Annotated in this window: 19 protein-coding genes; 2 read left to right on the top strand and 17 right to left on the bottom strand. The window is 56.0% G+C overall.

Annotated features, from left to right (window positions below):
- Positions 1 to 14: 14 nt before the first annotated feature.
- Positions 15 to 1,400 (top strand): sigma-54 dependent transcriptional regulator, encoded by a 1,386-nt coding sequence (locus tag Q0Y21_RS16770; protein ID WP_297797929.1) that lies wholly within the window; start codon positions 15 to 17, stop codon positions 1,398 to 1,400.
- A 63-nt stretch (positions 1,401 to 1,463) separates the two neighbouring features.
- On the opposite strand, the gene Q0Y21_RS16765 is transcribed toward Q0Y21_RS16770, so the two are convergent.
- From Q0Y21_RS16765 to Q0Y21_RS16740, 6 genes are all read right to left on the bottom strand, one after another.
- Entirely contained in the window at positions 1,464 to 5,504 is a 4,041-nt protein-coding gene (locus Q0Y21_RS16765; RefSeq protein WP_297797927.1) for a PilC/PilY family type IV pilus protein, read from the bottom strand.
- Positions 5,501 to 6,055: a pilus assembly protein gene (locus Q0Y21_RS16760; RefSeq protein WP_297797925.1), complete on the bottom strand. Its 555-nt coding sequence runs from the start codon at positions 6,053 to 6,055 to the stop codon at positions 5,501 to 5,503. Before Q0Y21_RS16760 ends, Q0Y21_RS16765 begins: the two co-directional genes overlap by 4 nt.
- The gene (locus Q0Y21_RS16755; RefSeq protein WP_297797923.1) at positions 6,052 to 7,134 is read right to left on the bottom strand and encodes a PilW family protein; all 1,083 of its coding nucleotides are present in this window, start codon (positions 7,132 to 7,134) and stop codon (positions 6,052 to 6,054) included. The genes Q0Y21_RS16760 and Q0Y21_RS16755 overlap by 4 nt, the downstream gene beginning before the upstream one ends.
- Complete coding sequence (gene pilV, locus Q0Y21_RS16750; protein ID WP_297797921.1) at positions 7,127 to 7,603, bottom strand: type IV pilus modification protein PilV; 477 nt, start codon at positions 7,601 to 7,603, stop codon at positions 7,127 to 7,129. The genes Q0Y21_RS16755 and pilV (Q0Y21_RS16750) overlap by 8 nt, the downstream gene beginning before the upstream one ends.
- Complete coding sequence (locus Q0Y21_RS16745; protein ID WP_297797919.1) at positions 7,600 to 8,112, bottom strand: GspH/FimT family pseudopilin; 513 nt, start codon at positions 8,110 to 8,112, stop codon at positions 7,600 to 7,602. Before Q0Y21_RS16745 ends, pilV (Q0Y21_RS16750) begins: the two co-directional genes overlap by 4 nt.
- Before the next feature lie 233 nt (positions 8,113 to 8,345).
- Entirely contained in the window at positions 8,346 to 8,825 is a 480-nt protein-coding gene (locus tag Q0Y21_RS16740) for a type IV pilin protein (RefSeq protein ID WP_297797917.1), read from the bottom strand.
- Between the two features lie 177 nt (positions 8,826 to 9,002).
- Between Q0Y21_RS16740 and Q0Y21_RS16735 the strand changes: the two genes are divergently transcribed.
- Entirely contained in the window at positions 9,003 to 9,563 is a 561-nt protein-coding gene (locus Q0Y21_RS16735) for a GspH/FimT family pseudopilin (protein WP_297797915.1), read from the top strand.
- 45 nt (positions 9,564 to 9,608) lie between these two features.
- Here the strand turns inward: Q0Y21_RS16735 and Q0Y21_RS16730 are convergent, their stop codons facing one another.
- From Q0Y21_RS16730 to ileS, 11 genes are all read right to left on the bottom strand, one after another.
- On the bottom strand, positions 9,609 to 10,061 hold the full coding sequence (locus Q0Y21_RS16730; protein ID WP_297797913.1) for a type IV pilin protein: 453 nt from the start codon (positions 10,059 to 10,061) through the stop codon (positions 9,609 to 9,611).
- A 6-nt stretch (positions 10,062 to 10,067) separates the two neighbouring features.
- Complete coding sequence (locus Q0Y21_RS16725) at positions 10,068 to 13,046, bottom strand: PilC/PilY family type IV pilus protein (protein ID WP_297797912.1); 2,979 nt, start codon at positions 13,044 to 13,046, stop codon at positions 10,068 to 10,070.
- Positions 13,043 to 13,435, bottom strand: a complete 393-nt coding sequence (locus Q0Y21_RS16720) for a hypothetical protein (RefSeq protein ID WP_297797910.1) — start codon at positions 13,433 to 13,435, stop codon at positions 13,043 to 13,045. The genes Q0Y21_RS16725 and Q0Y21_RS16720 overlap by 4 nt, the downstream gene beginning before the upstream one ends.
- A gap of 34 nt (positions 13,436 to 13,469) precedes the next feature.
- On the bottom strand, positions 13,470 to 13,952 hold the full coding sequence (locus Q0Y21_RS16715) for a PilX N-terminal domain-containing pilus assembly protein (protein WP_297797908.1): 483 nt from the start codon (positions 13,950 to 13,952) through the stop codon (positions 13,470 to 13,472).
- 24 nt (positions 13,953 to 13,976) lie between these two features.
- Positions 13,977 to 15,062, bottom strand: a complete 1,086-nt coding sequence (locus Q0Y21_RS16710; protein ID WP_297797906.1) for a PilW family protein — start codon at positions 15,060 to 15,062, stop codon at positions 13,977 to 13,979.
- An 8-nt stretch (positions 15,063 to 15,070) separates the two neighbouring features.
- Positions 15,071 to 15,613 carry a type IV pilus modification protein PilV gene (gene pilV, locus Q0Y21_RS16705; RefSeq protein WP_297797904.1) on the bottom strand — a complete coding sequence of 181 codons (543 nt, stop codon included), beginning with the start codon at positions 15,611 to 15,613 and terminating at the stop codon, positions 15,071 to 15,073.
- 14 nt (positions 15,614 to 15,627) lie between these two features.
- Positions 15,628 to 16,224 carry a GspH/FimT family pseudopilin gene (locus Q0Y21_RS16700; RefSeq protein WP_297797902.1) on the bottom strand — a complete coding sequence of 199 codons (597 nt, stop codon included), beginning with the start codon at positions 16,222 to 16,224 and terminating at the stop codon, positions 15,628 to 15,630.
- A 177-nt stretch (positions 16,225 to 16,401) separates the two neighbouring features.
- Positions 16,402 to 17,355 carry a 4-hydroxy-3-methylbut-2-enyl diphosphate reductase gene (gene ispH, locus Q0Y21_RS16695; protein ID WP_297797900.1) on the bottom strand — a complete coding sequence of 318 codons (954 nt, stop codon included), beginning with the start codon at positions 17,353 to 17,355 and terminating at the stop codon, positions 16,402 to 16,404.
- Positions 17,356 to 17,375: 20 nt separating this feature from the next.
- Positions 17,376 to 17,828: a peptidylprolyl isomerase gene (locus tag Q0Y21_RS16690; RefSeq protein ID WP_297797898.1), complete on the bottom strand. Its 453-nt coding sequence runs from the start codon at positions 17,826 to 17,828 to the stop codon at positions 17,376 to 17,378.
- Entirely contained in the window at positions 17,828 to 18,352 is a 525-nt protein-coding gene (gene lspA / locus Q0Y21_RS16685; protein ID WP_297797896.1) for a signal peptidase II, read from the bottom strand. Before lspA ends, Q0Y21_RS16690 begins: the two co-directional genes overlap by 1 nt.
- Complete coding sequence (gene ileS, locus Q0Y21_RS16680) at positions 18,352 to 21,171, bottom strand: isoleucine--tRNA ligase (RefSeq protein ID WP_297797894.1); 2,820 nt, start codon at positions 21,169 to 21,171, stop codon at positions 18,352 to 18,354. Before ileS ends, lspA begins: the two co-directional genes overlap by 1 nt.
- Positions 21,172 to 21,176: the final 5 nt, after the last annotated feature.

Genomic DNA, 21,176 nt, shown 5'->3' with positions numbered 1-21,176 from the left:
ACCAAAACCACACAATGACCACTCACACCGCGCTGATCGTAGACGACGAACCGGACATCCGGGATCTTCTGGACATCACCCTGACCCGCATGGGCATCAACACCCTGACCGCGCCAGACATTACCAGTGCCAAAAAGCTCCTGGAAGCACACCGCCCCCACCTCTGCCTGACCGACATGAACCTGCCGGATGGTAACGGCATTGATCTGGTGCACTGGATTCAACAGCATACCCCCTGTACGCCGGTCGCCGTGATCACCGCCTACGGCAACATGGACACGGCCATTGAATCCCTGAAAGCCGGCGCCTTCGATTTTGTGTCCAAGCCCGTGGAACTCCCACGCCTGCGGGAACTGGTCAACAGTGCTCTCAAACTCTCCGAACCCAAGCCGGAACTGGAGATCGCCCCGGACGAACCCGGGCTGCTTCTGGGCAAGTCCGCTGAAATCAAACGGCTGCGCAATCAGGTCCGAAAGCTGGCCAGAAGCCAGGCACCGGTCTTTATCAGCGGTGAATCCGGCAGCGGTAAGGAACTGGTTGCCCGGATGATCCATTTGCAGGGCCCGCGACGGGACGGTCCCTTCATCGCCGTGAACTGTGGCGCCATTCCTTCCGAGTTAATGGAAAGCGAGTTCTTCGGTCACAAGAAAGGCAGTTTTACCGGCGCGGTCGACAACAAGGACGGCCTGTTCCGCACAGCCGATGGCGGCACCCTGTTCCTGGACGAGGTAGCTGACCTGCCCTTGCCCATGCAAGTCAAACTGCTCAGGGCGATCCAGGAAAAGGCGGTCAGGCCGGTAGGAGACACAAAGGAAGTCCCCGTGGACATCCGCGTGCTCAGCGCAACACACAAAAACCTGCCGGAACTGGTGCAGGAGGGGGCATTCCGCCAGGATCTGTTCTACCGCATTAACGTCATTGAGCTGGCCGTACCACCGCTGCGGGATCGGCCTGATGATATTGCCCTGCTCGCCAACCATATCCTGGAACGCATTGCCCGTGAATATGAATGTGAGCCCGCAACCCTGACGCCTGATGCCATCGAACGCCTGAAGGATTATGAGTTTCCCGGTAACGTTCGTGAGCTGGAAAATATTCTGGAGCGGGCCTTTACCCTGTGCGATAACGACCAGATTGGCGCCTCCGACCTTCATCTGGGCAATGCCCCCACGCCCCCCGGACTGGGTGGCGCGGCAACCCGTGAAATCACCCGCAATGCTGAACAGGCCGATGTGCCCGACGGTGAAATAGACCTTGAGGGTTACCTAGAAACGATCGAGAAGCAGGCCATCGAAAAGGCACTGGAGGCCACCCGCTGGAACAAGACTGCGGCGGCCAAGCGGCTGGGGATCAGTTTTCGGGCGTTGCGGTATCGATTGAAGAAGCTGGGGATGGAATAGTCGACATAGCAAAAAAGGGGTAGCCGGTGAACGGCTGCCCCTTTTTTGTTCATCCATCTGCTATCAATTTGAAATCAATTCTCTCCACCCCAGACGCCCGCGCAGAGTCTTGTCTCCAAACTCAACGATATTCTCATTGGTAAAGTCCTGAAGCTCACCCACACCACCGGCGGTGTTATCGAACATCACGTTGCCCAGTATCCTGGACATGGAAAGAACCCCACCGGTGAAATAGAAACCGGACACCAGGGTGTCGGCGTTCGTCACCTGACCGTCGCCATTGGTATCAAACACCTGCTGGTCCGGATCCGTTCCGTCGAGGTCCACAAACATACGGAAGCTGCCTCCATTGGATGAGCACTCGTTGGTGGGCGGAATTGTGGTATTGAACAGAATCGTATTTCCACGCACCTGGGGAACCATGATGACCCGCTCCCCGGAGATGGTATCGAAATCAATGTACCAGCCCATGTAGGGTTTGGTTTTACTCCCCCATGTAATCTCATCATTACTGAGATTGCGAATCACACCCTCTTCCGTGGTCGACTCTGTGATATCACGTTCCAGTAATAACCCGCCGTCCCTATCGAGCCCTGACTCCCCGGAATCCCAGATGCCATAAAAAGACTGGGTCGGCGTCGTGTTTACCACGTCTCCCTGGTTCAGGTACTGGCCGGTTCCAAACAGCACGAGAAGATTCGGTTCGGTCTGATTGTCAGTCTCTACCAGGGGATTGCGCACCACCATCGGCGCCGAGGTGATCGGCTGGCCATCCGGAGCAGTGAACAGCGGCTCAGGCCCGGCGTTTGCACCAGTTCCACTGTAGGCACTGGCCCACTCATCACTGTCGGCGTCATAGGCAAAGGCCCAGATGCGTCCGTCCAGGTCACTGGTATAAATGCGGTCCACCAGATTGTCTGCATCCAGGTCGATCAGCCGGACATCTGAATTCATGCCACCGGCAGGGCCACTGTCCACCTCGATAAACCAGTAATCACTGTTCTCAGTCCAGGTTCCGTCCAGCCCGCCTTCCAGCCGAAGAATGAACAGCCCGGTTCGACCACTGGGGGCATCCAGCCCGTTACCGAACACGGCAACCCACTCATAGCCCGAGCCAAGATCCGTCAGGATGACGTTGACCGGCTCAATCACATAACCAAGGTCGTCGTTCACAAACTCCCAGAGTGCGAGGTCCCCGGCGCTTGTCTCTCCGACACTGTCCGGAGAGGTGATATCGAGCGCAAACAGGCCCCGTCCACCGGCACGCAAACCACCAATCAGCAGGCTCCGCCAGCCATCCCCCGTACCGTCGCCAACATCGATATAGGCATCGACAACTGTTGGCGTGAGATCTACGTAATAGCGGTGCAGGTAACCCGGGTCGGTGAGGTAATTGAGGCCTTTCCCAGAACTGTCATTGAAGACCAGATCCGGAACGTAGGCGAACAATTCATCGCCTCCGGTCGCATCCCGGGTAGCCTCAAACGCATGGAGCATACCGTCGTTGGCACCCACATAGACCACCGGCGTTCGTCCGGAAACGGTATCGGAGTAACGAAAATCCGAATAACGGGCACCCTCGGCTCCGTAGGGGAACTTATCAGGCCATCCCATCCGCGGCTCGGCCACATAAACCGGGGCACTGTGAACAATATCGCCGAGGCGACTGTCCCGAACACGGAACTGACCTAACGGGGCCTCCTTGCTGCGATCCCCGCGAAGATAGGTCAGCCGATCAATCGCCAGACTTTCTGCCGCGGTCGCATCCAGGCTGTCTGTGCCTGCCAACAGGTCAGCGCGCTGAGTTGTGTTCAGGTTTGACCATTGGAACGGTACCCCCTGACCGGTCACAGAATTGTAGGTGATAATCTCCCGGGCATTCGCACTCAAATTCCGGCTATCAAGCCGGGCACCGGCCTCCCACACAACATCGCCGATGTAAGAACCGGCAGCGTTCTTTACCAGTCGGCCATTGCTACTGTTCAGCGCCCGCGCAGACAGCTGCCCACTCCAGCGACGACTGTTGAAGATAGCGCTGAAGATCAACGAGTCCGATTCCACGGTGGCACTGCTGAATGTCACAGCGGCCGCTGCGCCCGACTGATTGTCGATATCTTCCAGCGCACGGTTCAGACCGTCTGTGATATCAGTAGGCAGGCGGGCGTTATAGATTTCCCCTTTACCATTTACGGTGGCACGGTAAAGGTCATCAATCTGGAAGATTGAGATATCAGCGTCCGTCGCGTCATTGACATCCGGCCAGTCCGGCGCGCTGGCATGAACATCGTCTACAGAATCATAGAGTGTGCCGTCAATCAGCTGCCCATAGACACTGCCCTTTGATCCCAGCAACACGCCATAGGTGTTCATATGCAGGTTGGAGTTACAGTCCAGCCCCGGGTAGGGGTCATTATCCAGGCACTGGCCCGGAATACGGACCTGGCCTCTCGGTAGGTCTGTCCTCAAATTGGTTGAGTAGTAGTTTTCCGCGATATCGGCCAACGAAGTCGGATGGGCCTCGTAGTCCGTGGCAAACCCATCGGTATACATCAGTGTATAATTACGCTGGCATTCATACTGAATAGGAGCATCCACGCCAGTTCTCTGGTATTGGGTGCCAGCATAGTCCAGCGCTCCCCGCAACGGCGCCTCATTGGTGGCGGGCACGTCATCATAGGCATGGAACACCTTCTCCTGCAGTGCCTCAAAGTCGCCGCCGCTCGTCCGGTCGCCGGTATCCAGCATAACCGCATCCGTGGAGCGGTCATTGGCTGTCAGAAGGTCGGCGCGAACGCCGCTGATGGACTGCAGGGATTCGCCCAATCCGTAGCGAACGGACTGATGGCGACTGCGGTGGTACTGGAACCAGTTTGAAAAGTTCTGCAGTTCTTCAACGAAGGTCCGCTGGTAATCGGTTCCCGGGTTGTAAGACCGATCTTCGTCGTTGACACGAACCCTTTCAAGACAGCGACCGTCGGGCGCCAGTGCGCCGTCAAAAGGCGTAGTACCGTCTGCTCGCTTGAATGTCAGACTGCCCTCAAGCGACCATCGTTCAACGAGCTCCCTGTAATGTTCAGGGTTGGGCGAGGCACAGTCATAGGTTTGAGGCAAGAACCAAAGCTCGTAGGAACCTTCACTAACCGGAACGTAGTAAGTGGCCGGAGTAAAAGCAATACACTGGTAGTATACGTCCTGAACAAGATCGCCCGCGAGATCCTGAAAATTTGCACTCAATTGTTCCGCCGTGCATCCCAACCCCATTTCGGTTGCATCGGAAAGACTCAAACTGCCATCAAGCCCCTCGGAAATGACCCTGTTAACACTTGCCCCGGTGTCGGTGGCAATTTTCAACTGCTGGGCCAGATTTCCCGAGAAAGCGAAAGGTAATATTCGGGTCTCGGCCAGTGGATAGTTCTCCAGGCAATAATCAGGCTTTGGCAGCCCCAGTGGATTAAGAAGCCAGCTGTCGAAAGAAGCACAAAAAGCGTCCTCAATTAGATCGGTAAAACCGGATATCAGCTCACCACCCGCCGTCGTGGTCGCGTCGTCAAAAGTCATCGGGTAGTTGGGATCAAGAAGCGGGTTGCCCAGTTCGGCATCGGCGTACACGCCGTCCTGGCTCCAGGGAGTGTAATCAATGGCTGGATCGTAGTACTGCGGGTTATAGGCGCTTGAACGCATAAACCCGAAGGCCTTGATCGGCGGAACCACCTGATGGTCTTCATTCAGACGCTGGCCGTTGTACCGTCGTACACCACCGGATTCCGGCGCAAGAAAGGTTTCAAACAGGTAACCATAGTTCGCGCCACCAATCAGTGAGCTGGACAACCCCAGGAAGTCGATGCCCGACCCTTCCAGCAACTGGCCAAACCAGGTGGTCAGGGTTTCATCATCCACACGCCCGAAGGCCGCTCCGTCGAGCAACAGTTCCAGGTCCATGAGCCTGGAATCGTCCATCACGAACATCACGTTATGCTGGGTGCCGGGACTGATGAACAGCGGCGTCTGGGCCAGCCCCCCGGTGGACGCATAGCCGGACGCCGGTAGCACCAGACAGAACGCCAGGAACACATTGCGCGCAAACACTGACAGCCGGTTATTCATAATTCACCTGCATAATAGACTTCCACGACTCTGCGGGCGTTTCCGCTGAGCCCCTGTGACATGGCAACGATCCGGAACCCCGTCGGGCGAATATCGCCGGCGGTCATATCCTGCCTGCCCGCCATCACCACATCGGTGACCTGACTCATTCCTTGAACATCGCCAACCACCTCAATGTAGTACCTGGGTACCGCCAGGGATTTTGTGCCAAACTCCGCCACCCAGTCATCGTAGGTGTCTTGGGCCGCGTAGGTGTTGGCTTCAGTCCAGGTGGATGGATCGAGGGGATCCGGAGCCGTACCGGCGGCGTACAGAGGGCCATCGTCATCGGCGTCGGACAACACCACCACCGTATCGACTGTTCGCTCCGCTTCCCGCAGAACCTCCTCGGTCAGCTCCAGCGTCATTTCACCGTCACGCTGGGCATTCACCATCAATTCCTGCATGGTGGTTCGCTCCATGTTGCTGGAGGCCAGCAACGTCAGGATCAGCAGGATGAGCAGGGTCATCACCAGTGCCGCTCCCTGCTGCCGGTTATAGGCTCTCATCATGTGCCCTCCAGCGTCCGGTTGCGAAGGCTGGCGGTCATTGTGTAGACCCGGTAAAGCGCACTGTCATCGGCGGTCTGAAGACCGGTGGCCTCACTGGTACAGTCCAGCCAGCCGGGGAAACAAAACTGAACGGCATCGTCGTTCACATTGTCATCTCGGGAACGCGCCAACAGGCTGACTTTGACTACCAGCGTCTGAGCCAGCAAATTGGCAGCGTTCGCTGCATCTTTTTCGGGAGGGTCTTGCCAGCTATTTACGGCGCCATCACCATCGGTGTCTACACCGATAAGAGTCCGCATGTCACGGATATCCGCAACCAATTCAACCGGATCACCAAAGCCATCGGCATTGGTGCTGTTGTTTGCCAGCAACGCGCGCTCGACGACCAGAGAGCGCCGACCTTGATCATCAGCCTGGATGGAATAGCGCTGTACAGACGGGCGGTAGATCTTGGCGTTGTTAGTGTATTTTTTCGGCATCGTCGTGATTTCATTGCCCGGATCAAACGAATCCCCTTTGTTATGGGTCATCAGATCATTGCCTTTGTCGCTAACCGTCGTGGCTTGAAAAATATTGGCATGCTCACAATCGGTGACGAGGAGAATATCGCCTTTCGAAAATGGTGATGCATCAGTGACGTGAAGTGACGACGCATCGGCTGCCGGCACTTTTTCCACTCCAACTTCTGGAGCCCCCGAGATCCCCCGAAAAAACAGTACGTGAGAGCCATCCACAATGGCATTATTACTATCGGCATCGGGGAAAATTTCCAGCCCACGGCTAAAATCCAAAAGATCACTGGCTTTCTCCGAATTCAGATTATTCTGCACCGAAGTAGCCGTGGAAATGCACCCCCAATAATCCGCATTACGAATCTCCCGCGCCAGAATCATCGCGCCTTCCCGGCCGGATTCCTGAACATTCGACAGGGCCTGGCTCATAACGAACGACTGCTTGTTGGAGACAAAGATCTGCACCAGGCCCGCAGTCAGGATCAGCCCCAGGGTCATGGAGACCATCAGCTCAACCAGCGTAAAGCCCTGCTGTGGTAACTTCCGGCTTGATTCAACGTTACGCATTGCCCAGCCTCGCCCTTAATACGAATTCATTGGTACTCTGCTCGGACCCGGTACCCGCGCCGTCCGCATCCACCAATTCACGCCCTTCGCGCTCCTGCCAGCGAATGCTGACCGTAACCACCTCATTCGCTACCACTATCTCTGCTTCAGAAGCAGGCAGTTCGCGAGCCAGTCTGAGACACCACTGACGGCGGTCAAGGGCAGCCACATTGGTAGAAGAAGGACTTCCGGCAACCGCCATCGCACATTCATCCGTGCCCATGCTGTAGGCGTTCCATTGATTCGGATTGGCCCTCATTCGCTCCACCATGTCCGAAGCCAGTAACGTCGCCCGGGTGCGGATGTCCGAATTGCTGTTCATCTTTAGGGTAAATACCTGCATGCCGGCAACACCAAGCAGGCCAATGGCAAAAATCAGGGTGGCCACCAGAATTTCGATCATGCCCACGCCACGTTGTTGACGAATCATCCGCCACCTCCGCACACAGCGCTTTGGGCCCGGATCTGGCCGCCGCCATTGATCTCGATTTCCTGGCCATCGGTTTTGCCATCGATGCACACGGTCATTTGGTATGCCTGTTCATCAATGGCGAAGCCGGCTCCATTGAAGCCGAAGGGCGCCGTTGCCAGGGAAGATGCCGATCCGGTCACGGAGATCGGACCGCTGCTACCTTCCACCATACGGATGATTTCCGAATCGCTGCGGGTGCCATCACCATCCGCATCACGCCAGATGGCAACGCCCGAGGACCAGGAACTGCCATCAAGGGGAGAGACCCAGACCCTGCCCGCCCTGCGCAGAGCTTCACTACGGGCCTGGTTGATCAGACCGAGCATTTGATTGGAGGTGGCGGTGAGCCGATTTTGATTGATCAGCGAGTACATCGAGGGAATCGCCCAGCCGACAATAATCGCCAGAACGGCAATGGTCACCATCAGTTCAATTAAAGTGAACCCTTTTTGGCTTTTGAGCGTCATACTGAGAAAACTCCCGAGTTCGCTTCGTTACCGGGAAACCAGATTCGTCCCTGCATTACCGACATTACACTATTTATCGGCCGTTAGGATTGGTTTGTTAACGCTAAATCGATGAGTTTTTCAACAATTGACAATTTGGAACTGTTGTGACGCATTTCGCAATTGGAGGGATACATGGAGCAACAGGAATGTCCTCCAATGACATGGACTTCACTGACGTTTAGACAGCCATTCTACTTCGACCAGGACTGCTCTCCGGCATCAATCGAACCCAGGTTGTTGCGATCCCAGCCACGCATACCCGAAGACATAAGCTGAAGAAAGCCATCACCCGCTTGAGGGGTTCCCGCAATTGGCACTGCTCTCAACTCGTAGCTGTTGGCCGTCAGGTTGTAGATTCTCAGGTTATAGAAAGCCGTTCCATCGGCAGGTGACTGACTCCGAAATACCGACGCATCGGGAACGGTGAGCGTGTTGCTTATATCTGAACTACCACCGTCAGCACCAATGTACGTGCTGTTCCGGGTGTAATAGCGCTCCATGGCATTCGCAAAAGTCGCCAAATCGCCTTGCGCATCTCCACGCCTGGTACTCTTTACGTGCTCCAGGTAACTGGGATAGGCAATCGCTGCGAGGATGCCAATGATGGCAACGGCGATCATCAACTCAATCAGGGTAAAGCCGGTCTGACCGGAGGGCGGTGAACACTGCATATTTTTCCTCAATCTATGTATGGCTTGGCCGGTTAGGCATCTAAACGCAAAAATTCAATAACCAGATTTTGAGAAACGCGCCCCTCATATCCACCAGGAGTTATCAGTTATACTTCCCGCCCCGGTCCTGACAGGAAGTCAGTGGCCAGTCATTACCAACAACATGGAGCGTTCAGAATGCTGCCTACCAAGCATCCCACAGGTTTTACCTTACTGGAACTGATTATTGTCATAGCGATTGCCGCCATCACTCTGAGTTTAGCCGTACCTGCCTGGAACAGTCTGGTCAACAAGGGACAGCACAGAGCTATTCTTGAAAACTACCACGGACTGTTTGCTTTCGCCCGCTGGAGCGCCGCCAGCCAACGCAAACTCGTTACCGTCTGCCCCCTTTCGGATAAACAACAGTGCGTGGACAACTGGGAGTTACCGGTAGCGGTCTTCATAGACGAGAACAAGGATAAACAACCAGACGATGGCAGTATCCTGAGACAACTGGCTCCCGGGAACAGATCTTTCACACTGCACTCGCGGACCGGCGGACGGGGCTACTTCCGCTTCAATGAAAACGGCATGGCCCACGGGTCGCCCGGCAGTCTGGTCCTTTGCCCCAACGAGATCGATAGTGGCACCATGACGTATATGCCCGTGAATATGGCAGGACGTTTTCGGGTCGAACTCGATAATGATGCAGACGGCGTTATCACGCTGCGCTGGGGAGCCACCATTACGTGTTAAACGGGGCAAAAAAAGCCGGTCATCAGACCGGCTTTGATAAAGAGTTTATTTACTCCAGGTATTCTCCCCAGTCTCGAAAGCCTTACTGTCATCCCGATCCCATCGCCTTGCTCCGGTAGAATCCAGCTCCAGCATGCCGTCTCCGGCTTGCGCTCCCTTGGGAGTCGCCCTCAACGTAAAGGACGTGGCATCCGCAGCCTGAATGGTTAAGTCATAATACTTATCATTGCCATCCAAAGGCGCCTCGTCGGGATAAATGGCAGGTGATCCTGTATCTGCTCCACCGCTTGCAGCCCCCGTATAGGCGTTGTTAGAGGCATAGTGCCGTTCCATGGCGCCTGCAAGTCCCATCAGCGCCCCCTGACCATCCGAACGCTTGGTTTTTTGGACATGCTCGGTGTAGCTCGGATACGCAATAGCGGCAAGAATACCCACGATAGCCACCACAATCATCAATTCAATCAGGGTGAAACCCTTTTGATCTTTGTATGATCTCATCAAACCTTAATCCTCATACCAATAGGTTTCCACAACGCCCTTGACCGTATTGATGGTCCTGCACTCCGTGCCGATACAAACAACATCCGTATCCTCAACCCGCATCCTCTGAGGTGTTGGGGGCAGGCCAGCGGTAATCAGATCAACATAACGATCGCCCTTGGTCAGAGCGTCATCGGCCCCTGTGCCGTCGTAATTCTGCACCGCCCTGCCATCAAATGCCGAAAGATGGTAAAGCCTGGATGTACCCGTTGGCGGAAGGCAGGGGTTATCGCTGGCTTTGGGTTCATAAGTGGTCACGTAGATTTCGTTATTGACCGTCGTACTTTCGGACAGAACCTTTTCGCCCGCATTGGTCAGACGGATAAACCAGCCATGCTTGCCTGCCAGGTCAGTCGAAGCCGCGGTCTTTTCAGCGTCAGTGCCCTCCTGAATGACGTTATCTGTTGCGTCATACAGATCATCTTCGGTCAGGGTTTCATAGAGCACTTCGGTTTCGGTTTCGTCTGCAGGATTAATAGGCGCCGAACTCACCGATTCAATTTTCAGCATGTAGAGCCTGTCCTTGATCGTGGTATTGAGCGGGTGCGCCTGATAGCCGGAACCAATCGCCAGGCCCAGATACCGCGTGCCACCGATCTTTATCCCGAACAGATCCGGCGTATGATAAAAACGACGGGCTTTCTCCTCGGAGGTTTCGGTCAGGTCCGAATGGGTAACACCCAAGTTGGCAATGCGCCCGCCAGTGACCACAAGGGTGTTGCTCTTACTGGAATCTCCCGTATCAAAACGGAAAATCTGACCGCCCATATCGCCAACATATATCTGGTCAGCAAAGCCGTCACCATTGATGTCCAGGACTTTTGGAGAAGCCGGAATACTGTACTGCAGCTCCGAAAGTTCTAGATTTGCGCCGCTGCCAGTTGGGCCTGCCCACCAGATTCGGTCTCCCGTCGCGGCGTCAACAATATACACCGCTCTGCCTTCATCATCGGCAGTATGGGTGGTTGCCGAATCCTGATCCGGGTCATAACCGCCACCGAAGATCAGCACATCATAAGCTTTCCCCTGGATTGACACCTTTGTCTTGACCGGTGTCGACCAGGTTTGCCCCATTTCCTCAAACCCGCTTGTGGCACTCGCACCTCCAGTTATGGACCACATCAGGCTGGGCGAGGAGGGGCTGGTTACATCCAGAGCATAATAACTTCTGCCACCACGACGCATACCAGAGAAGATGCGGACAAAGTCATTATCGGCACTGGCGATTTTGCCATCGTTATTTTCATCATGGCTCCACTTCACAACGGAGCCATCCATGCCGTACCGCTTGGTGGAGGATTCCGTACTGTTCATCATCGCCTGCTGGTTCTTTAACAGCTCGCGGGGGATAAAGGCGAAGTCACTTTGTCCTGTATTACCATCCACGGCATGGACAAAGCCCTGATTATCCGCGTAATAGATAGTAGTATTCTGGGGGCTGGTAGTCGCATCGTAGATCACCAACTGGGGAACAGAATGCAGCGGATCCGCCAGCAGCTGCCGCGCATCGGTTGTATCCGAGTCTCCGTCCACATCGTTGACATCCACACCGCGGGTCCAATTGATAATCTTCTCGAATTCCGCATCGGTCATGGTGCTGTCACCAAGGTCCGCCTTGGTGATGTTGGTGTTGGTAGTGACAACTGCATTGCCCGAGTTCGTGAGATTCGAACTACGAGAGTCCAGGTTTGAATAAACATTGCGTGTGGATGTCGTCGTTGGCAACTGGGACGCGGCTCCCCCGAGGCTGACGTCCGGCCCGTCAACCACCGGGCTCCACCAACTTTTTGCCGTTTCTTTAAAGAAACCGGTGGTGTTGTCGATAGCGGGATTACCATTGGAATCCACGATGACCGCAACCGAGTTACCGGAATTGTCGGTCTGAATGTCCAGCTTATAACGCTTCAGGTTGCCATCCCAGATGGCACCCTTATCCGACCGGAACAGGGCGTAATAGAGAGTGTTCAGGTGGTTCAGTCGATCGAAGGTATTGATCGCGACGCCCGGGGAAACATAAGTTGTGCCCTGAGCTCGGACCGCCTGATAGATTTTATCGAATGCGTCTTCCAAAGCGGCCTGGTCATTGGCCAGGTAATAATTGCCATCGCCGGCAGCGGCTGTATCCGACAGGAGCGCCTGGTCCGTGTGAAACCCGACAGTATGGGTAATCAGGTATTGGTCGCCATCCAGAGAGCCACTCATATCAGTATCGACCAGAAAACCGGCGATTTCGTCCAGGCAACTGCCATTGGAATCCGATGCGTTCCCATCCCCGCAAGTCTGGCCTATATAGGTACCAATAGACGAGTCAGTATCATCGGCAGTAGGTGCACCGTCAGTCAGGAAAACAGCATAGTTCTTCTGGCACTGGTAGGTAACCGGCGAAACGTATGACCCATCCGTCTCGGAAGTGACCGATGAGATCGGCTCGTCATCGTACAAGGGGGCATCACCCCGAAAGTAGCGAGCGGTTTCAGCCAGGGTTTCAGATAAAGGCGTGTTACCTACCGGGGACAGACCATCAACTAATCCCTTCAAGGTTGTCGCGTTAGCCTCCACGTCGACCGGCGCAGACAGGATATGGCCACCACTCTCGGTATAAGCTGTTTTTTCGGTACAGTTACCGGCGTCATCTTTACTGGTGCATTTTGTCTGGATGTTGAACTTCATGACGCCGACATTCACGTCCTGCATCTTGTCGATCAAGTTCTTGGTCACCGTTTGCACCACTTGCATGCGGGTAGTCTCGGTATTATCGACGGTGGTCCCCATGCTGCCCGAATTATCGATGATAAACATGATATTGGGCTTTACAATCTGCGAGGTGCCCGGCGGTGTAAAGAAGATCTCGGTATCATCCGCATAGACCGGCCCGCTCGCTGTGGCGGCAAACGCCATTGCCACCACTGACAGTATCAGGCGGAAATTGATGTATGTTTTCATTGCTCATCACCTCCTGAGGAAACAACGCCAGTGAAGGACACACGATGAGCCATCCCCGTCGGCCGGTAGATGTGAATAACGCCAGGTCTGCCATTGAAAGTGTCCAAATCACTTCCCTGCAATCGTCGTCCTCCGGCCTCAACAATCAGATCCCCCGAAGGAAGGAGGGAGGAAGCGGGACAGCCAGGACAGCCCTCGCCACGAACACCGACCACGTCGCCACCAGCACTGGTCACCAACTCAATCGCCCGCGCTTCCACCGCTTCGTAGGGCGAATCTATAAGCTGACCTGTGGGTTCATCAGCCAATACCAATGGCGCCAGGCCCCACAGCAACACGGCAACGACAGCTTTAAGGTTGAACATGCTATGTAAGTACAATTTGCTCATCTCTGCCTCCGGGGACGAACTCCCCTTATCAAATTCAGTAGTATTCAATGCCCTTGAACACCCGCGAGGATGCACCGGTATTTGTCATATTGGCCTCACCCTCCAGCTCGTAACGAAACCCCTTCAACTGGTTGGAACTCTCGTCGGCATCCATGGAGCTGCCACTGGTGACAATAACCTCACCAAGGTACCGCGCCTGATAGCTTCCACTCACGCCGTTGGCAGGATCGATGGTTACATTGACTTCGGAACTCAGGCCGGAGGCGTTCTGCATGGACTCTCGCAACAGATCGAGGTTGTTTGCGTATACCTGATCCATCAGCGACCTCACAGTGCTCTCCGCCGCCTGGAATGACCGGTTCGAATTCTGGGAATTCACCGCCATGCGTTCCTGCATAACAGAAGTGTTCATTCCGGTAATCCCGATCAGCGTCAGCACCAGCAGCACAATCAGCGATACGATCAGTGTTGCTCCGCGCTCCCGCCGAACTGAAACGAATTTTGTTTGCCTTTTCATAATCTGGTCACCATTACCCTGTCATCAGTCACGGTTGCGGAGCATTACTGTCGATACGAAGGTCCGGCGCAAGCGCTGGTCCTCCGGATGAGTGACGGTACCACTACCGCTGGTCCCGGTGATTGTCTCGCCGGGAAGGGCGTAAGCCGCGGTATCGTTGTCATCCCGGACCGGATCGGAGTGGCTGACCAGCATGCCGATCCGGAGTGCTTTCACACTTGTCATGTTTCCCACCTGGTCCGCAGGGCGGTAACGAATATTATTGGTAGCCAGCAGTTCACCGTACTCGATCTGGAGGTTCTCGACGTTTTCAACGATTTCCTCCGGCGGCAAGAGCGACCCGTCCAACTTATTTATCTGGCGGTACAATGCGAAAATATCGTTGCCTCGGGCATCGTCCCGACCGGTATCGGCGACAAAGTAGAGGGTCGAGGAGAATTTCATAATTCTTGCGTTTGCCGTATAGGCTCGGCTCAAACGGTTTGAACTGTTTACGCCCTTGGCATGAGCCCAAGTATTGGAAGAGGGCTGACTGGAGATACGGAAGAGATCCGCCGCCTCGCAATTGGAGATCATTACGATATCGTTCTGGGCAAACCGGACCACATCGTCACCTGTTACCTGAACATTGGCATTCTCCACTTCCATGTTGCCCGTAAGCCCAATAGCCAGCGTTTCGCCACGCTGCACAGAGATCACGTCACTGCCCACTTTGGCACTGGACTCGATTGCGGTACCGTCAAATTCTGTACCATCGGCCCAGGTCCCGTCCGTCACTTCCCAGCCACGCAACGTAGTCTCAAAAAAATCGGATGTGGGCGGGTTGTCGGCAATGATGTTCAACGTCACATCATCCGGATCGGCGCAGCCCTGGAACCCGACCATACGCATATCCCGGGCCATGAGATCCGTAGCGATACGGGCAGCTTCCTGGGTTCGCGCCAACGCATTGCTTACCTGAGAGGTCCGGTTGGAATCCATGTACACCGTGAACACCCCGAATATCAGGGTGGCGCTGAGAGCCAGCGCAACCATCAGCTCCACCAGCGAAAGACCACGCTGGGTTTTCCTCACACGGGCAATGTTCCTCACGTCAGGAGCCTTGATCATGTCATACCTCACAATAAAAACCGCACTGTGTATGAACCGTCGCCGCTAATGGTTTCACCCGCGTCCCCCTCACGGGCGACCTCATCCCAGGTCACGGTGACAGTATACCTGGACGTGGCTGCATCGAATTGAATCGTCCCAACCCCACCAGGTAACAAGACCGTGTCACTGCCCACACCCTGGATCTGACGAGTCCATTCCACCTTATCCACCGTTACCTGGTCCGCAGGTGTGCATCCGGCAGCATCAGCGGCACAGGCCGGGAGAGTCGTTGTCGCCCCGTCGGTGCTGAAGCCGGCATAATCCGACGCCCTTTCTTTGTTGGCGCGCATTCGATCGGCCATATCGTAAGCAAGGATGCTGGCCTGAGTCCTGAGATACGCTCCCTGGTTGTTGCGCATGCCTTCCAGAGTCAGGCCGGCCAGACCGAGCAGGCCAATCGCCAGGATGAACACTGTCACCAGGATCTCAATGAGTGTGAAGCCACGCTGACTTCGGGCGGCATTGCCGGTGCGGAAAAACAAATGTTTATGAATACGCTCTTTGTTCATGTCTTGGCTCACCATCACGGACAGGTAACGTCGTTGCCTTCATGGTCGTTCAGAATGCCATTGCCATCTGTGTCCCTGGCCAAATGGGTCTGACCCGAGAAATTGATCGAGATAGCCCTCGCCTCGGCAGCACCTCTTTCGTCACAGACAACAAACGTGCCAGCCACATTTCCCGAAGCAGAAGCCCTGGGAAAGCCTTTATTGTCAAACTGCACGTAATTGCCGCTGTCACTGGTCATATCAATAATTCTCAGCGTATTGCCGCCAGAAAGCCCCCCGCTGACCTTGAGTAGCTCATCAGTGCCACCAAATGCCGCATTCATGTCATCGTCACGGAATACAATGACGCCGGTTTCCCAGTTGGAGCTACCACTGCAGGTTGCACTGTCGGCGGAGGCACATACCGTAACGACACCGGAAAGAATCTTCGACGCTTCGCTGCGTGCGAAGCTCACAAGGCTGGAAGTCTCATTGATTTGTGCAGAGAGTCGATTATTCATCACCATCTCACGGTAAGACGGGACCGCAAACGCCGCGATGATCGCGAGGATGACAATGGTGATCAGAAGTTCAATGAGGGTAAAACCCGAATGACGCTTGATTCCAGACATAAATCCTTCCCAGTTTTACTTGAGTAAAGATTATGCCAGATGAAATTAAGAGGCCAGCGTCACTCGATCAGCGGCAAATGTCAGGGGATGAGCGGCATGCAAACTGTGTTTGGTGTGACGGCCATCACGTACACGCAAATACGTCCACCGCGCATGCCATCTAGCGTTGCTTAAAAGTCAGCTTAAATCTACCACATCAATCCGCAATTCCTTCGGCATGGAAAACACAATGTTCTCCTCCCTGCCCGCAATTTCCTCAGGCAGGTCGCCGCCAAGCTCGCGAAGGCGGGCTATCACATCATTCACCAGCACTTCCGGGGCGGAGGCACCGGCGGTTACGCCGACGGATTGCTTCCCATCCAGCCATTGCGGCTCGATCTGGGCAGCTTCGTCGATCAGGTAGGCAGGGGTACCCATACGCTCGGCCAGCTCCCGCAGCCGGTTGGAATTGGAGCTGTTGGGTGAGCCGACCACCAGCATCAGGTCGCAGTCACCGGCCAGTTGCTTGACGGCATCCTGGCGGTTCTGGGTGGCGTAGCAGATATCGTCTTTCCGGGGTCCCTGGATCTCCGGGAACCTGGCTCGCAGAGCGTCAATGACACGGGCGGTGTCATCCATCGACAGCGTGGTCTGGGTGACGTAGGACAGCCTGGATGCGTCTTTGACCGCCAGCTTTGAGACATCCTCTTCATCTTCCACCAGATAGATGTCGCCGCCGTTGCTGTGGTCGTACTGCCCCATGGTGCCTTCCACTTCCGGGTGGCCCTGGTGACCGATCAGAATGCACTCACGACCTTCGCGGCTGTAGCGCATGACTTCCATGTGGACTTTGGTGACCAGCGGACAGGTGGCATCGAACACTTTCAGGCCACGGCTGGCCGCTTCATTCTGTACCGCCTGGGAAACCCCATGGGCGCTGAAGATGACCAGGGTATCGTCCGGCACTTCGTGCAGTTCGTCCACGAAAATCGCGCCTCGATTCCTCAGGTTATCGACCACAAACTTGTTGTGAACGACCTCGTGGCGCACGTAAATGGGCGCCCCGAACACATCCAGGGCCCGATTAACGATTTCGATGGCACGGTCAACACCGGCACAAAAGCCACGGGGGTTCGCGAGTCGGATCTGCATATCTGCGCCTGCTGCTCTGGTTAGTGGGCCGGTCCGACCGGTTCCACGTCAATAATTTCTACTTCGAAGGTCAGTGTACGCCCTGCCAGCGGATGGTTGAAGTCCACCTCCACTTCGTCACCTTCCACACGGCTGACCACACCCGGCAACTCCTGCTGACGAGCGTCAGCAAAGGAGATCATCACCCCCGGCTCAAGCACCATATCGGCACTGAACTCATGGCGCTTGAAGGTTTGCACGTTGTTCGGGTTGTGCTGACCAAAGGCCTTCTCAGGAGGCACTTCTACCGACTTTTGCTCACCGGCGGTCATGCCCATCAGGTAGGCTTCGAAGTTCTCGGGCAGGTTTTCGTCACCAATCTCCAGGGTAGCCGGCTCTTTATCAAAGGTGGAATCCACCACTTCACCGTCCTGGAACTTCAGGGCGAAGTTGAGAGTAACGCGGGTTCCCTTGTCTACAGGCAATTCTTTCATCAGTGTTTATCGCTCCCGTCCGCAGCCTCTTCGGGGGGCTTGCGGAACATATCGAGAATCATCATGCCGGCACCAATGGTGATCGCGGTGTCGGCCAGGTTGAACGCGGGAAAATGCCAGTCCTGCCAGTAGAAATGCAGAAAATCCACCACATAGCCGTGCACGACCCGGTCATAAACGTTGCCAAGCGCGCCACCGAGAATCAGGGCGATGGCAACCGCCAGCCAGGTTTCATGAGATTTGAGGGACCGGAGCCAGATCACCAGAGCCACACTCACGCCTATGGCCAGTACCACGAAAAACCAGCGCTGCCAGCCATCGGCGCCCGCGAGGAAGCTGAAGGCAGCGCCGGTATTGTGCAGCAACGTCAGGTTGAAGCTCGGGATTACGGGCACCGGGTTGCCGTAGGTCAGCATGGCTGTCGCCATAGCCTTGGTCCCCAGGTCCAGGGCAATCACCAGAACGGCCAGCCACAACCACTTCAGTTTGGCGCCGGGGCGTTCATCACTCATAACCGCATCCATCAGGCAAACGAGCGGACTTCACCCGCCCCTTCCACGTTGGTTACACAACGGCCACAGAGATCCGTGTAGGTCGCGTGCTGTCCCACATCTTCACGGTGATGCCAGCAGCGCTCACACTTGGCATGGGCCGCCGGGGTCACCCTCACCAACAATCCTTCATGGGTGGTGGGCTCGGCATCACCGGCTTCGGACACCGGCCTGACGGTGGCTTCCGAGGTGATCAGCACGAACCGCAGCTCTTCACCCAGGTGTTTGAGATCCGCCGCCAGCTCACCCTCACAGTACAGGGTGACTTCTGCGCTCAGTGAACCTTTGATTTCACCGCGGCCACGGGCCTCCTCCAGGCACTTGTTCACCGCTTCCTTGACGCTGTAGATTTCACGCCAGTAGTCACGACCCAGTTCGGCATTCTCCGGCAGCGCGGTCAGGCCCTCGTACCAGGTCTCGTAGAACACCGTGTCGCCACGCTTGCCCGGCAGGGTCTGCCAGATCTCGTCCGCGGTGAAACTCAGAATCGGTGCAATCCAGCGCACCAGAGCTTCGGCGACGTGGTAAAGCGCGGTCTGACAGGAACGTCGCTCGCGGCTGTCTGCCTGAGTGGTGTACTGGCGGTCCTTGATAATATCGAGGTAAAACCCGCCCAGTGTCGCTTCGCAGAAGTTGTACACCTTCTGATAGATGCGCAGGAAGGCGTAGTTCTGGTAGTCCTCGTCAAGCTCGTTCTGCAACTGCAGGGCACGATCCACCATCCAGCGGTCCAGGGCAATCATGTCCTCCGGCGCCACCATGTGCTTCTCCGGCTCGAAACCGGTGAGGTTACTGAGCAGGAAGCGCGCGGTGTTACGGATTCGACGGTAACCGTCTGCGGTCTGTCGGAGAATGTCCTTGGAGACGGTCATTTCTCCACTGTAATCCGTGGCAGCCACCCACAGGCGCAGGATGTCGGCGCCCAGCTCGTTCATCACTTCCTGGGGCGCGATCACATTACCCATGGACTTGGACATCTTGTGGCCCTTGCCGTCCACCGTGAAACCATGGGTCAGCACCTGCTTGTAGGGAGCCACGCCGTTCATGGCGATGGAGGTTTTCAGGGACGACTGGAACCAGCCACGGTGCTGGTCGGAACCTTCCAGGTACATGTCCGCCGGGAACTGACCCAGTTCGGTACGCGGGCGCAGGACCGACTCGTGGGTCACACCGGAGTCGAACCAGACATCCAGAGTATCCGTGACTTTCTCATACTGGTCGGCGTCATCACCCAGCAGGGCGTCGGTGTCCATCTCGTACCAGGCATCGATACCACCGGCTTCGATCTCCTTGGCCACGGCCTCGATCAGGTTCTGGGTATCCGGGTGCAGGTCCTGGGTTTCCTTATGGATAAACAGGGTAATCGGCACCCCCCAGGTACGCTGACGGGAGATACACCAGTCCGGGGATTGCTGGAACATGGCCTCGATGCGGTTCTGGCCCCAGGCAGGAATCCAGCGCACACCCTTGATGGCTTCCAGGGCATCGGCACGCAGGTTCTCTTTCTCCATGCTGATGAACCATTGCGGTGTGGCACGGTAGATCAGCGGTGTCTTGGTGCGCCAGCAATGGGGATAGCTGTGGCGGAACTTCTCGGAAAACACCAGCTTGCCCTCACGCTCCAGCGCGGAACACACCGGCTCATCGGCTTTATACACGTGCACACCGGCAAACTCGCCCGCGGCAGTCGTGTAGGTGCCATCGGCCTGCACCAGGTTCAGGGTATCGATACCGTAGGCCTTGCCGACCTCAAAATCTTCCATACCATGGTCGGGGGCGGTGTGAACGGCGCCGGTACCCGCGTCCGTTGATACGTGATCCCCTAGAGTCACCGGCACCTGTTTGTCATAAACCGGATGGTGAAGCGCCAGATGCTCCAGCGCCGCACCAGAACAGGTGGCCAGTACCTCGAAATTCTCCACAGACCAGCGCGCCATGATGCCTTCCACCATGTCAGCGGCCAGGATCATCCGTTCCGGTCCCTGTCCGACATCCAGCTGAACCAGGGCGTAGTCCAGATCGGCACTCAGCGACACCGCCTGGTTGGCGGGGATGGTCCAGGGCGTGGTGGTCCAGATCACCACAGACACGTCCCCTTCCCCTTTGTCAGTGCCAAACAATGACAGCGCCTTGGCCTGATCCACCGCCGTGAAGCGTACATCGATCTGCGTGGAAGTCTTGTCCTGGTACTCTACCTCGGCTTCTGCCAGTGCGGACTGACCTACCACACTCCAGTAAACCGGCTTGTAACCACGAACCAGATGACCTTTGGCAACGATCTTGCCAAGCGCGCGAACAATACCCGCTTCCACTTTCGGGTCCATGGTGAGGTAAGGCTTGTCCCACTCCCCCATCACGCCCAAACGGATAAAGTCGGCTTTCTGCCCGGCGATCTGCTTGGTGGCGTAGTCACGGCAGGCCTGACGGAAGGTTTTATAGTCCACCTTCACACCCGCTTTGCCGATTTCCTGCTCGACCTTGTGCTCGATCGGCAGACCGTGGCAGTCCCAGCCCGGCACGTAGGGGGCGTCGTACCCCATGAAGCCGCGGGACTTGACGATCATGTCCTTGAGAATCTTGTTGACCGCGTGACCGATGTGAATGCTGCCGTTGGCGTATGGAGGGCCATCATGAAGGATGAACTTGTCGCGGCCTTCACGCTGCTTGCGCAGGTTGCCGTAGACGTCCAGGTCCTGCCAGCGCTTGAGCATATCCGGCTCGCGCTTGGCCAGGTTACCGCGCATGGGAAAGGCGGTTTCAGGCAGATTCAGAGTGTGCTTGTAGTCGCTCATGGTAT

The organism is uncultured Marinobacter sp. (genome assembly GCF_947259545.1).
Taxonomy (GTDB): Bacteria; Pseudomonadota; Gammaproteobacteria; order Pseudomonadales; family Oleiphilaceae; genus Marinobacter.
The sequence above is the reverse complement of the archived record's forward strand: the minus strand, read 5'-3'. Positions and strand labels throughout refer to the sequence as shown.

Excerpts from the sequence above, each read along its gene's own strand:
- Q0Y21_RS16770 (WP_297797929.1), top strand. The coding sequence starts at position 15 with ATGACCACTCACACCGCGCTGATCGTAGACGACGAACCGGACATCCGG.
- Q0Y21_RS16765 (WP_297797927.1), bottom strand. The coding sequence starts at position 5,504 with ATGAATAACCGGCTGTCAGTGTTTGCGCGCAATGTGTTCCTGGCGTTC.
- Q0Y21_RS16760 (WP_297797925.1), bottom strand. The coding sequence starts at position 6,055 with ATGATGAGAGCCTATAACCGGCAGCAGGGAGCGGCACTGGTGATGACC.
- Q0Y21_RS16755 (WP_297797923.1), bottom strand. The coding sequence starts at position 7,134 with ATGCGTAACGTTGAATCAAGCCGGAAGTTACCACAGCAGGGCTTTACG.
- pilV (WP_297797921.1), bottom strand. The coding sequence starts at position 7,603 with ATGATTCGTCAACAACGTGGCGTGGGCATGATCGAAATTCTGGTGGCC.
- Q0Y21_RS16745 (WP_297797919.1), bottom strand. The coding sequence starts at position 8,112 with ATGACGCTCAAAAGCCAAAAAGGGTTCACTTTAATTGAACTGATGGTG.
- Q0Y21_RS16740 (WP_297797917.1), bottom strand. The coding sequence starts at position 8,825 with ATGCAGTGTTCACCGCCCTCCGGTCAGACCGGCTTTACCCTGATTGAG.
- Q0Y21_RS16735 (WP_297797915.1), top strand. The coding sequence starts at position 9,003 with ATGCTGCCTACCAAGCATCCCACAGGTTTTACCTTACTGGAACTGATT.
- Q0Y21_RS16730 (WP_297797913.1), bottom strand. The coding sequence starts at position 10,061 with ATGAGATCATACAAAGATCAAAAGGGTTTCACCCTGATTGAATTGATG.
- Q0Y21_RS16725 (WP_297797912.1), bottom strand. The coding sequence starts at position 13,046 with ATGAAAACATACATCAATTTCCGCCTGATACTGTCAGTGGTGGCAATG.
- Q0Y21_RS16720 (WP_297797910.1), bottom strand. The coding sequence starts at position 13,435 with ATGAGCAAATTGTACTTACATAGCATGTTCAACCTTAAAGCTGTCGTT.
- Q0Y21_RS16715 (WP_297797908.1), bottom strand. The coding sequence starts at position 13,952 with ATGAAAAGGCAAACAAAATTCGTTTCAGTTCGGCGGGAGCGCGGAGCA.
- Q0Y21_RS16710 (WP_297797906.1), bottom strand. The coding sequence starts at position 15,062 with ATGATCAAGGCTCCTGACGTGAGGAACATTGCCCGTGTGAGGAAAACC.
- pilV (WP_297797904.1), bottom strand. The coding sequence starts at position 15,613 with ATGAACAAAGAGCGTATTCATAAACATTTGTTTTTCCGCACCGGCAAT.
- Q0Y21_RS16700 (WP_297797902.1), bottom strand. The coding sequence starts at position 16,224 with ATGTCTGGAATCAAGCGTCATTCGGGTTTTACCCTCATTGAACTTCTG.
- ispH (WP_297797900.1), bottom strand. The coding sequence starts at position 17,355 with ATGCAGATCCGACTCGCGAACCCCCGTGGCTTTTGTGCCGGTGTTGAC.
- Q0Y21_RS16690 (WP_297797898.1), bottom strand. The coding sequence starts at position 17,828 with ATGAAAGAATTGCCTGTAGACAAGGGAACCCGCGTTACTCTCAACTTC.
- lspA (WP_297797896.1), bottom strand. The coding sequence starts at position 18,352 with ATGGATGCGGTTATGAGTGATGAACGCCCCGGCGCCAAACTGAAGTGG.
- ileS (WP_297797894.1), bottom strand. The coding sequence starts at position 21,171 with ATGAGCGACTACAAGCACACTCTGAATCTGCCTGAAACCGCCTTTCCC.